Below are 14,431 nucleotides of genomic sequence, written 5' to 3'. Positions count from 1 at the left end.
CTCGTTAATTCTGCAAGCCGTTGATTAATAACAATAAATAATCATCAAAAAGACAGACACCCGATAACCGAAATTAATATTCCGACAGACGGCCACTGTATTGATGGCATTTCGACTATGAGCTGATAAATGCCATTAGTTGGCCATCAAGTTCTTGTCGAGATAGGTTAGTACCGGGGATCCCGGAAAAGTTCGCGGGGGTTTTGTGAATTGGATCCCATTTGTCGGTATTCCAGACGAAGCGGGTCGGTGATCGTTCCCACGCTCCGCGTGGGAATGCAGCCACGGACGCTCCGCGTCCGGAATTTCGCGATTATCTCAAGCCATTGGAGGTGACGCGGAGCGTCACATGATGCATTCCCACGCAGAGCGTGGGAACGATCGGTCTGCTAACCGGCGCCTTTGTCCTTTTCTGCGCCCGGCACCAGCGTCAATCCCGGCCGCTCCACATCACGGGACACATGCGACTTCACATCCTCCACCCCGCCCTCTTCATCGTTGTGGATCACCAGCACACCCGGTTTGCGAAACTGCTCCAGGTGACCGTCACCCAGGTTGAAGCTCTCGCTCAGGCTCTTGTCGCTGAGCGCGTTGGCCTCGGCACGGCGCTGGGCGAACTTGCGCCCCCGGCGTTGTTGGTAACGCGCCCAGGTGATCAGGATCACCGCGTTGAACAGGGCAATCCACAGGTAGGTTTGCAATGTATTGAGCGCGGCAAAAATCGGCGCCTCCAGGCGCGGGCCACCGTGGGTTTCGAGCATGGCGCTCATGCCGCGCGCCAGCAGCCAGACCAGCCCGGCCCACGCGAGCACCGTCAGCAGCACATCGATGATCCACATCACGGTGTTCTGGCGAGTTCTGACCAGTTTCATGATCACGCCTCCTCTTCGCGGGGTTTGATGCCGCGGTCCGGGCTGACCCAGCGCGCGCGTTTTTGATGCTGGTTGAACAACACCTTGGGAAAACTCACCAGCGTGGTGAACAAGCTGACCAGCCAAAACACCATCGGGTACCACACGGTCCAGAACAGGGTTTTCCACAGGTCTTTCTCGTAGCGCCGGTCGATCAGGATGCTCACCGCAAATTGCAGCAGGCAGACCATCGCCAGCACCAGGCCGGTAAACGCCGGTGGCACCAACGAATCCACGGCAATCGCCTGTGGCAGCACCATGAATTTACCCAGGCCCCAGAAGATCACCGAGAGCAGGAAGGTGAAGGCCCAACCGGTGGACAGGCAATATTCGAACAGCAGCGGCCACAGGTAGCGGTGGCGCCATTGCCAGATGCCACGGATATTCTTGAACAGCACTTCGGCGCCGCCCTGGGCCCAGCGCAGGCGCTGTTTCCACAGGCCGCCGACGGTTTCGGGCATCAGGATCCAGCACAGCGCACGGGGCTCGTAGAAGATCGCCCAGTGATCAAGTTGCAGCTTCCAGCTCACGTCGATGTCTTCGGTGATCATGTCGGTGGACCAGTAGTCGATACGGTCCAGCGCCTTCTTGCGAAACGCCACCACCACACCCGACACCGTAAAGATCCGCCCGAACACGCGCTGGGTGCGCTTGATCAAACCGATGATCGAAGAGAACTCGCCCACTTGCACCCGGCCAATCAAGGTCGAGCGTGTGCGGATACGTGGGTTGCCGGTGACGGCGCCCAGGCGCGGGTTGTCGAGCATCGGCGCGACCATATACGCCGCCGCGTTTTTGTCGAGCAAGGCATCGCCGTCGATGCATACCAGGTATTCGCTGCGCGCCGCTACGGCGCCCATGCGCAGGGCCACGGCCTTGCCCTGGTTTTGCGCCAGGTGCAAAACGCGCAAGCGCGGGTTCTACAAGGCCAGGGCGTCGAGCACGGCGGCGGTGTTGTCTTTGGAGCCGTCGTTGACCGCGATCACTTCAACGTTCGGGTACACCTGATCCAGCGCCGCGTGAATGGTGTCGGCAACGTTATCCCCCTCGTTGTAGCAAGGGATGATGATCGAGATCAGCGGGTTGCCGGCCAGGGTCGGCGCCGGGGTGTCTTCCTGCCACGGCCAGTGGCGTTCCCAGTGCAGCCAGAAGTACAGGCCGCCGGCAATCCACAGTGCCGACATGAACAGCGGGTAGAAGAACACGAAGTCCATCAGGAACTGCCCGGTGACCAGGAAGATCAGGCCGAGCGGCACCCCCAACACCAGCGCCAACACGAATAAAGCCAGGATTCTGTCGAACATGGTCAAGGGTTCCATTGGTTGGAAAGGGCCGGACGTACCGTCTTCAGGTCCGGCGAGTTTTCCAGGAAGTTGTCCGGGTAGTAGCCAAAACTCCTGACCCCCTGGCGTTTGAGCACACCCATCCATTCGGCCATCTGCGCGCCGTCGATATTCGGCGCGTCCTTGGTGCGCCAGTCTTTGGCTTGCAGCTCAAAGACGGTGCGGTACAGCGCGTCAGGTCGCGCCTTGACGGTGGCCACCAGTTGTTCCAGCCAGGCGTTGGAGTTTTTCAGGGTCTCGCCTTCCATCAACGGCATGGCCATCGGTGCGGTCCAGTCATAGGTCTGGAGGAAATCATCGAGGTTCTGCGCAAACCAGGCTTCGCTGGCCGGGTTGAGCATCGGTTCGGCGAAGATGTTGCGCGCGGTCTGCACCTGTGGCCCACGGATGGCGCGGACCTTGCCGATCAGTTCCTGGGTGAAGTCGATCAGGTAACGGCTCTTGAAGCGAGTCCAGCGTTGCATCACGGCCGGGTCGTCGCGCAGTGCGGCGATCGTGTTCGGCAGGCCGTTGGCGGCGTAGGCCTTGAGCGCGGCGGGGCTGCCGTCTTCAAAGTCGGAGAACAGCGCGTCGTCGTGGAACAGCACGCCGTCAATCGAGGTGTTGCGCGCAAGGTCTTCGTAGATCTCGCCGATTTGCTGGCGCACCTTCGGATCAAACGGCGACAGGCGTTTGTACTGGTCGGGGTCGATACCGACCTGGCCAGTGCTCGGGTCCCAGCGCGTGACGCGTGGCAACGCCGGGTCCAGCGCAAAGCTGAGCACCGGCATCCACGCGAAAATCGCCACATGGCCACGGGTGCGCAGTTGCCAGGTCACGCGGTTGAACAGGTCCTGACGCACCGGCAGATGGCGGTTGGGGAAGTACAGCGAGTGCACCAGGCCGTCACCCTTGGGGTCGGCGAAGGCTTGCAGGAACACGGTACTGGCGCCCATGTCGACCACGCGCTGAATCAACTGGTCGAGGTTGCGCGCTTCCTGGGCCGGGTCAGGGTCGTAGACGTTATCCAGGTCCACGTGCAGCACGCGCATAGAGGTTCGCGACTGGGTGCCGACAATGGCGTTGGCGTAGTGCTCGCCGTCCGGGTCGGAAGCCACCAGGAAGCGCGGGCTGCTCTTGAGGTTGGCGAGGTCGTCGAGGCCGTCGTCGAGGGTCAGGGCCATCTGGTAGCCGTTTTCGCCCACCACCGCCAGCGAAGTGCCGTCGGCGGCACCGTACGGCCACACCCATACGCGCGGCGCCTTCCCGGTGACGGCCCGCAGTTTGTTGGTAATGGCGGTGACGTCAGCCCGCATACGCGCCTGGAATTGCGCTTCGGTTTCGTATTTGCCGGTGGCGGCGTCATAACGACGGGTCGCAGCGGCGGGCTCCAGGTTGCCCTGAGGGTTGGCCAGGATGCCGGTGTGACTGGCGTCGGTGTGGGCGGCGATTTCCACCAGGTTGGACTTGGAAATTTCGCGCACCTGCTCCCAGGTCAGAAAGTCGGAGCGGGCACGCGGCGTGCCGGCAAAATCCACTGGTTTGTTCAGTGGCGTGTCGATCCAGTAGCCCACCGGCGCAAGAATTGCCGGCCAGTTATAGGCACGCAGAATCGGCAGCACACGGGTGTAGAAGCTCGAATAGCCGTCGTCGAAGCTGAGCATCACGGCCTTTGGCGGCAGCTCACGGCCGCCGCTGCGTGCGGCCAGAATCTGGTCGACGCTGACCGGCTGGTAGCCGTTCTCGCGCAGCCACGCCAACTGCTCGATCAAACGCTCGGTGCGCACCGCCACCACGGCCTGATCGGGGTCGCGGTCTTCAACATCGTGATAGGCAATGCCCAGGAAATGGTTTTTCGGCCACGGCGCTTCGCGCGCAGGTACCGGGCGCTCGGCGGGTGGCGTGTAGGGCGCGGGCTGCTGGGCGCAAGCGCCGGCGAGCACTACACCCAGGACCAGTAAGCAACGGCTGAGAACAGTCATGGTCAGGCTCTTCTAGAAACGGTAAGTGAGGTCGACGAGCAGGCGCAGATCGCGTTCGCGGTCGCCGTCATAAGGGCGGCTGATCAGGCTCAGGTTGGCGCCGACGTCCAGCACGTCGTTCCAGCGAAAACGTTGGCCGTAACCGATCAGGCCGACGCCTCCGGTGGAATAGTCCTTCTGGCTATACGTACCCGCACCGAGCTGGAACTGCTGACTCCACTGGGTTTCGTAGCGGCGATAGAGCACATGGTTGACCGTGACGGTGGGGAGCACGCTGAGGTCGGACTTGGGGTTGAAGTACACCGTGTCGTCTTTGGTGTTGCGGCTGGCGCCGACTTCAAGGCCCAGGTCCACTTGCACATGGGGCGAGCTGTAAATGCCCTGGCGACCGGTGAGCAAGGCTTCGAGCCGGTTGTTGCCGTCGCTGAAATGTGAGGGGCTCAACGACAGCTTCCACTCACGGCTTTCATTCTGGCGCCAGCGGATGAAGCCGCTGCCGCCGTTGGCGGTGACATCGGCATTCAACGCGCGCAGTGGCGTGGTGGTCAGCAGGTAGCCCAGGCTGCCGCCGTACTGCCAGTTGTCATTGATGTCACGGGCAATCGACACCGACGCGCCCTGCTTGGAGCCGTAGCCATAGGAGTGGTTGGAGACTTCAGCCTCCAGAGTCATGTCGCGGGTGCGCCGCTCCACGCCCACACGCTGCCAGCGGTGCTGGCCGGTACCTTCGTTGAAGTCGGCGGTGGCGTAACCGGCACCGGCGAACAGGCGCCAGTCTTCGTCGATAGGCGGGGTATAGAGCACGCTTTCGATGCCCCAGTCGCGGCTGCCGGCCACCGCGCCGGCGTCGTTGTTGTTGCCGCCGCCGTAGCTTTTGCCGGTGTAGGCCTCAACGCGCAGCTCGGCCATGTCGTGGACATCACGCAGGCGGCTGAGGCGCTGCACCTGGCGGTTGTCCGGGTTGCGCGCCAGCACGTCGTCGGTCAGGGCGTCCATCTGGCGCCATTCCTGAAGGTCCATGGCGGTGTAGGCCTGGGACACTTCCAGGCCGATGTCGCGCGGGGCCTGGGCTTCGGTTTCCTTGAGCGTGCCTTCGGCGCGCCGTGGCAGGTCGCGCGCGCGGTACATATCCGCCTGGGCCAGGCGCAAGCCGATATTGCCCGGCGCCTTGGCCACCAGAGCCTCAAGACCGGCTTCGCTGCCTGGCAGGTCGCCGCCGTAGGTGCCGGCCTGGGCGGACAGCTGCTGAGCGTCCATCCAATTGTCGTTGGGGTTGCCGATCGGCAGGCCTTTGAGCTCCACCCGCGGGTTCTGGCTTTTCGCCAAGTCGTTGGCCACGGTGCGAGCCTCCTCGACTTTGTCGCTTTCGAGCAGGGCATAGAACAGCGCGGTGCTGTCATCGACGCGGTAGCTGGCGTCGGCGTCCGGGGCGCTCAATACCTGGCGGTACAGCGGCTCGGCTTGTTCCGGTTGGCGCTGGTCGAGGTAAGACGCCGCCACCCAGCGCAGCGCATAAGTGGGCAGTTGCACGCCTTCGCCGTTGAGGGTCTGGTATTCGCGGATCACCTCGGCCGTGCGCGCGCGGGCCTTGAGCGCGCCCAGGCGGTCGATGCGCCAGCGCACCACGTCGTCATGGGCGCTGGCGTCCGGGGTCCAGCGGGCGAGCAGTTTGTCGTAGTCGGCAAGGGCGCGGTCGGCAACCACGTAGCGTTCTTTCTCGGTGCGCGTGGCGAACTCGGCCATGCGCACGCGCTCGGCGGCAAGGTCTCCTTCGAGGCGGCGCTGGGTTACGGCATCCACTACCCCCGGATGCTTGGCCGACAGGCGCAGCGCCGGTTCCGGCAAACGGGCCTTTTGCAGGGCGACGATGTATTCACGCACCACTTCCGGTTTGTCGCCGGCACGGATAAACGCCTGGTCGAATTCGAAGAGCGCGTCGTAGTTCAGGCCGGCGCGGGTCAGCGCGTAGCCCAGGGCCATGCGGCGGTTCGGGTCGTTGGGGTTGGCCGCCACCAGCGCGCGCGTGCGTTGCACCGCTTCGTTGGTCTGGCCGCCGTCGGCCTGGGTCAGGGCCTGGCCCAATTGCAGGTCGACGTTATTCGGCTCGCGCAGCAGCGCCTGCCGGTAAACCGCCAGCGCCTGGGGCCACTGCTTTTGGTTGCGATAGGTGCGCGCCACCGTGGCGAGCGCCTGGGTGGTCAGGTTGCGATTTTTGCCCTGGGCCTCATACACCTTCAGCACTTCGGCGTCTTGCCCGGCCCAGCCGGCGATCACCAGGTGATCGCTGATCTGCCCCGGCGTCTGGCGTTCGACGGGCAGCTGGCGCAGTTGAGTCAGGGCAGGCGTGAAGTTGCCGTTGCGGGCCTGAATGATCAGGGCGTCATAGGCGGGGTCGGCCACGGCGAAAGCGGGCATCAGCAGTTGGCTGCACAAGGCTGCACCGATGAGCAGTCGCAACCGGCCTGAAGCACTGATTGGTAGGTTTCGCAACATATCGTGAGCTTCCTTACACACGGAAAGCTGTAACGATAAGTGGTCCTGAGCGATTGGCTTCAGGGTGCCGGCGTCTAGTGACCCGGCCTAGCTTTCCTTGTAGGAACTATCCCTTAGGAAAGTAGGGGAATGCTCAAATCGGAACAATTGTTCAGAATTGGCTGATGGGCTGGACACAAACAACTGTGGGAGCTGGCTTGCCTGCGATGGCGGTATATCAGCCAATCAAGTGCTGACTGACAGATCGCTATCGCGGGCAAGCCCGCTCCCACAGGGTTCAGCGGTTGAGCAATTAGTGCGCGCCGCTGACGGCACCGGCCTTGGCCATGATGAAGCTGAGGAACTGCTCGACGGTCATCTTCTGGCCGTTGAACGTCACTTCATTGTTGGCGTAGTGCAGTTTGGACACCACGTCGGTGCCTTCCAGGGTCGCCAGTTGTGTGCCGACCGCCATGCCGCTGACCATTTCGGCCGCCATCTGGGATTGCTGCTCGATGGCTTTAGGGTCGGTCACGCCGCCGATCTGCGCCTGCAGGCCGGCCACATCGCCGATCATCGGCTTGGACAGGGTCAGGTTGGCATCCAGCAGGGCAACCATTTGCTTGCCCAGCTCAACGGGCGGCAGCTCCATGGAGGCAGGCTTGGTGAGGTCGAGGATCAGGTTGAACTTGCTCTCGCCATGGGTGGTTTTCAGCGACAGGTTTTCCACCGCCACTTGCGGCTTGGAAGCCAGCGCCTGGTTGACGTTGGCTTCAGCCAGGGTCTGCTCGGCTTCGGTCAGTTGCACCTCAGGTACCGGCTGGCCGGCGGCAGTGGCCGCCTGGACCGGCTGCATTTTTTCCTGGTAGAGCTGGGTCAGCACCAGTGCCGACGGGATGTCGACATTTTTCATGCTGACCGCCAGGGCCGCAGAGCCCACCGGCTTACCCTGGTAACCAATTTCGTCGATTTTGTAGTCGACTCGGCCGCCCATGTTGTTGTCCTTGACCTCGCTGGTGCCTTTCTGCTCGAAGCCCTTGAACGTGAGCACCGCTTTTTCCGGGCCGAACGTGAACTTGGAGTCGGTCAGTTCAACGGTGTTCTGCCCGGTGTAGAAACCGAAGGTGGATTTTTCCAGGTTGCTGGCGATGGTCAGGCCAGCCAGTTCGGCTTCGAATGGCGCGCCGTTGGCATCGACCGCCGACACTTTGAGGCTGTTCATGAAACCTTCGGCCTTGACCTTCTGGCCTTCGGCGGTGCCGTCGAAGTCCATATTGGCGCCGCTGAAGCTCACCGAGGACTTGTCGTCCTTGAATTCAAGCGGCTCCAATTCAACATTGCCGCTCACCGAGCGGTTGTAGCCGATGTTGGCCACGCCTTTGAGCGGCGACACGTCTTTGCTGGCGGCGAACCATTTTTCAGTGGTGGCGTTCTTTTCCAGCGAGTAGTGACTGGTGGCCATGACCGGCAGCCATTTCAGCGACACCAGGCGCGAGAACGGCAGCGGGCCGTGTTCGATATGGTCGACAAACAACAGCTCGGGGTTCGGGTTGCCTTCACCGAATACATTGCCCTGCCCTTTGAGGCGATAGTGGGCGGTGCTGCTGAACAGGCCACGGTCCAGGGACACCAGTTCCAGGCTGGCGGTGCCGTCGACACCGGCCATGGAGGTCTGCAGTTCTTTGTTGGCATTCTGGATCGCGGTCTGCAGGACCGGTTCCAACTGCTTGCCGGTGTACCAGGCACCGCCCGCACTGACGGCGCCGATGGCAACAACGAAACCCAAGAAAACAACGGCTGGCTTATTCATGAAGTGACCTGATCAAATCCTGTGAGAAGTGGGCTGTCTTCCTTGAACCCCGGGGGGTTGGCTCAAGCCCGCCGAAAACGGGGGAAGATTAGCACTGGCGGCCGCAGACGGCCTAGTTTTCTCAGAGTGATCAAGCCGCACTTCGTTCAGGAGTATTCGGTTTCAATCTCATCAAGCTGATGATCAAAACTCTTCAAACGTGCCGTCCAGGTGTACACCAACACCTCAAACTCGCGGTGTATCACGGCGTTGCCCGGTGTGTCGGCTTTGGGATTGCAGAAGTCCAGCTGATAGCGTTCGCGGGCCATCTGGTTGGCCACGTCGGACAATTCCCGCGCGTTATTCAGCCAATGCCTGCCGTCGGCTACCTGCTTGTCGAGCAGCACGCACTGTTTTTTCAGGGCTTCGAGGCTTTTTTCCAGGGGCGTGCCGGTGAGTTCGCCCATGACTTCCTGAAACGTGCGCCCGGGCTGCCAGTAGCTGCCCCAGAAATAGCGGTCGAACACGGTTTCGACGCGGCGCAGTGCCACCTTGGTGTCCCAGATCGCCAGGCGCGTCTTGCCCTGTTCGAGCAGACGTTTTTTTACCCGTTGGTTTTGGTAGGACGCCCAGGCCACCACGCCGATGGACAAGGTGCCGATCACCAGGCAAGCGCTGTCGAGAAACACCATGGCCTTGTCGATTTGGTGAGCGAGCATGACGCCGTAGAAATAAGCAGCCGATAACAGCACCAGTGCGAAGAACACGCACCAGAAAGCGGGAGCATAAGGGTTTTTCATTATTGGAATCCCCATGAGCAAACGCGAGCAGTGTCAGGCAAGGCGTCACGGCGCCTCACCTGACAAAGCATAGCTATTCGCTCAGGGTTTGCTGGCTGGCAACGCTTGCGTTCGTCCGCTTTCCCAACCGCCGCCCAAGGCCAGGAACAGGTCGATCTGACTCATGGCAACCTGGGTGTTCGCCTGCGCCAGTTGCGCGCGCATGCTGGTGTGGGTGCCGGTGGCTTGCAGGTCGGCCAGGAACGAGGCGCGCCCGGCCTGATAGAAGCGATGCGTCTGGTCAGCGGCTTCTTCCGACGAGGCTTCGGCTTCGGCCAGCGCGTCGCGGCGCTGCAACAGCGCGGCGTATTGCGCCAGGCCCGTTTGGGTCTCACGGATGGCGTTGAGCACCACGCCGTCGAAATGCGCCAAGGCACCCTGGGTCGCGGCTTCGGCTTCGTGCACGCGGGCACGGGCGCCGTTGGTCGGTACCGTCCAACTGATCAGCGGGCCAAAGCCCCAACGGTTGGTTTGCGGCTCGCCCAGATGGTCGAGAATACCCACGGTGCCCACCGTGGCGCCGATGCTGATGTCCGGGTACAGCGCGCCGGTGGCCACGCCGATTCGCGCGGTGGCGGCCGCCAGCTGGCGTTCGGCCTGGCGCACGTCCGGGCGACGCTTGAGCAACGCGGCGCCATCACCCACCGGCAGCAACTGGGCGATGTGCGGCAGCTCGACGCAACTGCCGGTGCCTGCCGGCAGTTGATCCACCGGTTTGGCCAGCAACATCGACAGGCGGAACAGAGCCGCCTGGCGAGCGGCGTCATAGCGCGGCATGTCGGCGCGCAAGGATTTGAATTGGGTTTGGGAGCGCGTCACCTGGGTTTCATCACCCCGGCCGGCGTCACGCAGGCGTTGGGTCAGGCGTGTGCTTTCGGCTTGCAGGTCGAGGGAATGCTGGGCGATGGCTTTTTCTTCATTGGCCGCGCACACCTGGGTGTAGGAACGCACCACATCGGCCACCAGGGTGATGCGCGCGGTATCGGCGGCGGCCTGGGTGGCATCGGCACTGGCCTGGGCGCTTTCGATGCCGCGCTGCAAGGTGCCGAACAAATCGAACTGGTAGGACGTAGTGATGCCCGCACTGCCAATGTTGGCGACCGGCACTTTTTCCGTCAGCAGAAACGCCTCACCGGATTCCTGCAAACGTTGCACTTCTGCCTTGGCCCCGGCACTCCAGCCACCGGCAGATTCGGCTTGCTGCACTTGGTAACGCGCGCGTTGCAGGTTGGCTGCAGCCACGCGCAGGTCGGTGTTGGACGCCATGGCCTGGCGCACCAGCTCATCCAGACGCGGGTCGTTGTAGAGCTTCCACCAGTCGGCGGGCACGGGCGCGGATACGACGTTTTTACCGTCGGTCGCGATCTGCCCCTGCAAGTCGCCACGGTTGACGGCAGACTGCTCCGGCAGCTTGTAATCCGGACCTACCACTTGGCAGGCCGACAGCAACAACCCCAGCGCGGCAGTCGCCAGAAGCTGCTTCATGGCTTGTCTCCGTCTTTAACCTTATCGGCGATGATCGACACCGTTGCCGTGCGCCCGGCGATCATGCGGAAGTCCGCTGGCACTTCATCAAAGGCGATGCGCACCGGAATCCGCTGGGCCAGCCGCACCCAGCTGAACGCCGGATTGACGTTGGGCAGCAGGTTGGAACCGCTGCTGCGGTCACGGTCTTCGATACCCGCGACGATGCTCTGCACATGGCCACGCAGGCGGGCGTTGTCGCCGATCACGCGGATATCCACGCCCATGCCGACGTGAATGCCGTCGAGCTTGGTCTCTTCGAAATAGCCGTCGATGTGGAAGGAATTGCTGTCCACCACCGACAACACCGGCCGCCCGGCCGTGACGAACTCCTGGGCACGCGGCGCGCGGTCGTTGACGTAGCCGTCCACAGGGCTGCGGACCACCGAACGGTCGAGGTTGAGCTGCGCCGAATCCACGGTCACCTGCGCCTCAGCCAGGGCCGATTGGGCACGGGCCACGCGGGACTGGCTTTCTTCCAGCTGCTCGCTCGGCACCAGGTTGCCCAGGCCGCGGTTACGCTTGTATTCACGGCTGGCCTGGGCCAGGGTTTCCTGGCGGTCGGCCACGGCGGCCTGGGCCTGGCGCAGGGCCAGTTTGAAGCGGTCCTGGTCGACGGCGAACAATACCTGGCCTTTGGTCACAAGCTGGTTGTCACGCACGTCCACCTGCTGGATCAGCCCGGAGACGTCCGGGGCGATCTGCACGATGTCGGTACGGATGTGCCCGTCCCGGGTCCACGGCGCAAACATGTAATACATGACCATGCGCCACACAACGACGACCGCAAACGTCACGATCAACAGCGTCAGGACGACACGGCCAATGGTCAAAAAAGGTTTTTTCATGTCATCAGGTATCGACTGAGTGAGTCCACCGCGCCCAGCAACAGCGCGTAGAGCCCCACATTGAACAATGCCCGGTGCCAGACCAGGCGATAGAAGTGAATGCGCGTCAACAGCCCGTGCACCACCAGAAACAACACATACGTAATGCCCATCAGCACCAGCAGCGTGGGCAAAAACACCCCGCTGATATCCAGATCACCGATCATAAAGGCGCTCCATCAGGCAGCGGCGCTTCCGTCTCGGCGCCGCCAATAAACTCCACGCCGGGCAGCAACGACAGGCGCAAGCCAGCCAGTGCGTGCAGCAGATGCAGGCGTGTGTCGTCTTCGTTTTGCAGGCCCTGGCCGTTGAGGGCACGGCGCGTGCGGTCCAGGGTCATCAGCAGACCGCTCGGCGCGGGCAAGCGTTCACCCGCCTTGAGGCAGGCCTTGAAGTAACCGCCCACGCCTTCCACCACCTGGTTGAGCAACACCCGCGGCACGCCGTAGACGCGCGGCGAGTAGGCCAGCAGGTCGAGCAGGTTCAGCGCCACGCGCAAATCCCGCAGGGCGGTGCCGGTGTCCTGGTTGATCAGGGCCAGGCGCGGCAGGTGCTGCATCAGGCGGTCGAGCATTTGCACGGCCATATGCCGGTGCTCGGCCAGCGTCGCAGGCTCGGTGAGACTGACGATGTCGCGCCAGCTGAAACGAGTCAGGCGCTTGGCCGCCAGCTCGGCACCGAAGGGCCGGGCGATCAGCGTCCAGATAAACGCAAACAGCAGGCCCACGGGCCCCGCCAGGTTGACGTTGGCGAAGTTCAGGAAGTCGGCGTCGTAGGCGCCCTGGATGCTGATAAACGACGAGGTGTTCACCAGCGTCAGCAGCATGCCGAGGTAGAAGCGCGGCTGCACGGTGAGCGTGCCGATGCAGATGAAGGGCACGGCAAACGCCAGCACCAGCATCGGGAAATCATGCAGGTTGGGCAGCACCAGAAACAGATAGAGGCTGGCGAGCAGCACCGACATGGCAGTCCAGAAAAAGAACCGGTAAATCTGCGGCGCCGGGTCGTCCATCGAGGCGAAAAAACTGCAGGCCACGGCGGCCAAAATGACGGCGCTGCCACCGTCGGTCCAGCCCAGCAGAATCCACAGCACTGAAGCGACGATGATCGCGCTCACCGTGGAAATCGCCGAGTAGAACATCAGGCCACGGTCAAGAAACGGCGTGAGCCGGCCCAGACGCCAGTGGCGGTAAACGGCGCGCCAGGTGTCCTGGCTTTCGCACTGAATGGCGGCTTGCAGGCTGCGGCAGTCCTGCCACAAGTCGATCCACTCGCCGAGGCGGTACAGCGCGTTGGAGAACAGCAGCGTGTGGCGATCATCCAGCGCATCGCCCTGGGGCTGAAGAGCGTCGACTTGATCACGCAAGGCGCGCCAGCTGTCCATCGGTGCGCTGTCCCGGGTGTTTTCCAGCCACTGGGCGGTGGCCTGTAAAATCGGCTCCATTTGCCCCAGGAATTCCGGCGCGCGGTGCTCGATGGCGTACAGCGCATCGTCGAGCGCATCCACCACCGGCAGCAGGTGAATCATGCGCCCGCGCAGTTCCTTGGTGTTGCGCACCGTCTGTGGCCGCGCGCCTTCGTGGGGCAACTGGCCGATCATCAGCTCAAGGGTGTTGAAAGTCGCGACCATGCCACTGCGCAGCGTGCTGATTTCTTCAGTGTCCACGTTGCGTGTCAAAAACCGCTGACTATAAACCTGGGCGTCGGCAAACCATTTGGTCACCGAACCGTCGAACACCGGCATCAGGCGGCGCGGCCAGAACATGGCGCCCACCACCGCCGCCACGGCGATGCCGAGGAAGATTTCTTCGGTGCGCGCTTCGGCCACGTCCCACACGGCCAGCGGGTTATCCACCACCGGCAGGGCGATCAGCGGCAGGGTGTAACCGGCCAGCATCAGCGCGTAGCTGTTGGCGGTGCGCAGGTGCAGCGACAGAAACAATAACGTGCCGGTCCACAGCGCGATGATCACCACCAGCAGGTAAGGCGTCTGGATAAACATCGGCACAAAAAACACGGCGGCGGCGGCGCCCATAAAGGTACCGATGGCGCGGTACAGCGCCTTGGAACTGGTCGGGCCGACAAACGGGCTGGAGACGATATACACCGTGGCCATCGCCCAATACGGACGCGGCATTTGCATGAGCATGGCGATGTACAAGGCGATCATCGAGGCGGCGAAGGTGCGCACGCCGTAGAACCAGTCTTTTGCAGGCGGCATGCCGGTGAAGAAACCGTTCAAGGGTTCATCACCTCGGCCGCCTCAAAGGCGCGCAGCACACGCAGCGCGGCTTCCAGGTCGCTGTGGGCAATGTCGGCCAGCACCTCCTGGCGCAGGCGCACCAGTTGCACTTCCACCGCCTGCACCAGCTCACGGCCACGCTCGGTAAGGCTCAAGGCCTTGGCACGACGGTCGTGAACGTCTTCGGTGCGGCACACGTACCCGTCGTGGCACAAACGGTCGAGCAGCCGCACCAGTGACGGGCTTTCCATCCCCGACGCCTGGGCGACTTTCACCTGATGCACCCCATCGCCCAAGCGGCCGATCATCAACAACGGCACGGCGCAGGCTTCGGAGATGCCATAGCTCACCAGCGTGGTCTGGCAGATTTTGCGCCAGTTACGGGCGCCCACCACCATGCTGCTGCTGAGGTTCATCTGGAGTTGTTCAAGGGTCTGAGGCACTGGATAGTTCGCATACAGTT

Annotated in this window: 10 protein-coding genes and 1 pseudogene; all 11 read right to left on the bottom strand. The window is 62.7% G+C overall.

The window, feature by feature from the left end; genetic code table 11:
- Nucleotides 1-389: 389 nt before the first annotated feature.
- A complete protein-coding gene (pgaD, locus tag ATI14_RS07660) occupies nt 390-872 on the bottom strand; it encodes a poly-beta-1,6-N-acetyl-D-glucosamine biosynthesis protein PgaD (protein WP_026083011.1) in 483 nt (160 codons plus the stop codon).
- A 2-nt stretch (nt 873-874) separates the two neighbouring features.
- A pseudogene (pgaC, locus tag ATI14_RS07655) lies at nt 875-2,215 on the bottom strand (poly-beta-1,6-N-acetyl-D-glucosamine synthase).
- Between the two features lie 2 nt (nt 2,216-2,217).
- A complete protein-coding gene (gene pgaB / locus ATI14_RS07650; protein ID WP_016969149.1) occupies nt 2,218-4,215 on the bottom strand; it encodes a poly-beta-1,6-N-acetyl-D-glucosamine N-deacetylase PgaB in 1,998 nt (665 codons plus the stop codon).
- A 12-nt stretch (nt 4,216-4,227) separates the two neighbouring features.
- The gene (gene pgaA, locus ATI14_RS07645) at nt 4,228-6,708 is read right to left on the bottom strand and encodes a poly-beta-1,6 N-acetyl-D-glucosamine export porin PgaA (RefSeq protein WP_016969150.1); all 2,481 of its coding nucleotides are present in this window, start codon (nt 6,706-6,708) and stop codon (nt 4,228-4,230) included.
- Between the two features lie 292 nt (nt 6,709-7,000).
- Nucleotides 7,001-8,497 carry a YdgA family protein gene (locus tag ATI14_RS07640; RefSeq protein ID WP_016969151.1) on the bottom strand — a complete coding sequence of 499 codons (1,497 nt, stop codon included), beginning with the start codon at nt 8,495-8,497 and terminating at the stop codon, nt 7,001-7,003.
- 146 nt (nt 8,498-8,643) lie between these two features.
- Nucleotides 8,644-9,276 (bottom strand): hypothetical protein, encoded by a 633-nt coding sequence (locus ATI14_RS07635; protein ID WP_026083010.1) that lies wholly within the window; start codon nt 9,274-9,276, stop codon nt 8,644-8,646.
- Between the two features lie 81 nt (nt 9,277-9,357).
- The gene (locus ATI14_RS07630) at nt 9,358-10,800 is read right to left on the bottom strand and encodes an efflux transporter outer membrane subunit (protein WP_016969153.1); all 1,443 of its coding nucleotides are present in this window, start codon (nt 10,798-10,800) and stop codon (nt 9,358-9,360) included.
- Nucleotides 10,797-11,687: an efflux RND transporter periplasmic adaptor subunit gene (locus tag ATI14_RS07625; protein ID WP_016969154.1), complete on the bottom strand. Its 891-nt coding sequence runs from the start codon at nt 11,685-11,687 to the stop codon at nt 10,797-10,799. Before ATI14_RS07625 ends, ATI14_RS07630 begins: the two co-directional genes overlap by 4 nt.
- Complete coding sequence (locus tag ATI14_RS07620) at nt 11,684-11,893, bottom strand: DUF1656 domain-containing protein (RefSeq protein WP_016969155.1); 210 nt, start codon at nt 11,891-11,893, stop codon at nt 11,684-11,686. The genes ATI14_RS07625 and ATI14_RS07620 overlap by 4 nt, the downstream gene beginning before the upstream one ends.
- Nucleotides 11,890-13,968 carry an FUSC family protein gene (locus ATI14_RS07615; RefSeq protein WP_016969156.1) on the bottom strand — a complete coding sequence of 693 codons (2,079 nt, stop codon included), beginning with the start codon at nt 13,966-13,968 and terminating at the stop codon, nt 11,890-11,892. The genes ATI14_RS07620 and ATI14_RS07615 overlap by 4 nt, the downstream gene beginning before the upstream one ends.
- The gene (locus ATI14_RS07610) at nt 13,965-14,384 is read right to left on the bottom strand and encodes a MarR family winged helix-turn-helix transcriptional regulator (RefSeq protein WP_016969157.1); all 420 of its coding nucleotides are present in this window, start codon (nt 14,382-14,384) and stop codon (nt 13,965-13,967) included. The genes ATI14_RS07615 and ATI14_RS07610 overlap by 4 nt, the downstream gene beginning before the upstream one ends.
- Between the last annotated feature and the right edge of the window lie 47 nt (nt 14,385-14,431).

It is taken from the genome of Pseudomonas tolaasii NCPPB 2192, from assembly GCF_002813445.1.
GTDB lineage: Bacteria > Pseudomonadota > Gammaproteobacteria > Pseudomonadales > Pseudomonadaceae > Aquipseudomonas > Aquipseudomonas tolaasii.
This window is presented reverse-complemented; position numbering and strand designations above follow the sequence as displayed.

Excerpts from the sequence above, each read along its gene's own strand:
- pgaD (WP_026083011.1), bottom strand. The coding sequence starts at position 872 with ATGAAACTGGTCAGAACTCGCCAGAACACCGTGATGTGGATCATCGAT.
- pgaB (WP_016969149.1), bottom strand. The coding sequence starts at position 4,215 with ATGACTGTTCTCAGCCGTTGCTTACTGGTCCTGGGTGTAGTGCTCGCC.
- pgaA (WP_016969150.1), bottom strand. The coding sequence starts at position 6,708 with ATGTTGCGAAACCTACCAATCAGTGCTTCAGGCCGGTTGCGACTGCTC.
- ATI14_RS07640 (WP_016969151.1), bottom strand. The coding sequence starts at position 8,497 with ATGAATAAGCCAGCCGTTGTTTTCTTGGGTTTCGTTGTTGCCATCGGC.
- ATI14_RS07635 (WP_026083010.1), bottom strand. The coding sequence starts at position 9,276 with ATGAAAAACCCTTATGCTCCCGCTTTCTGGTGCGTGTTCTTCGCACTG.
- ATI14_RS07630 (WP_016969153.1), bottom strand. The coding sequence starts at position 10,800 with ATGAAGCAGCTTCTGGCGACTGCCGCGCTGGGGTTGTTGCTGTCGGCC.
- ATI14_RS07625 (WP_016969154.1), bottom strand. The coding sequence starts at position 11,687 with ATGAAAAAACCTTTTTTGACCATTGGCCGTGTCGTCCTGACGCTGTTG.
- ATI14_RS07620 (WP_016969155.1), bottom strand. The coding sequence starts at position 11,893 with ATGATCGGTGATCTGGATATCAGCGGGGTGTTTTTGCCCACGCTGCTG.
- ATI14_RS07610 (WP_016969157.1), bottom strand. The coding sequence starts at position 14,384 with ATGAACCTCAGCAGCAGCATGGTGGTGGGCGCCCGTAACTGGCGCAAA.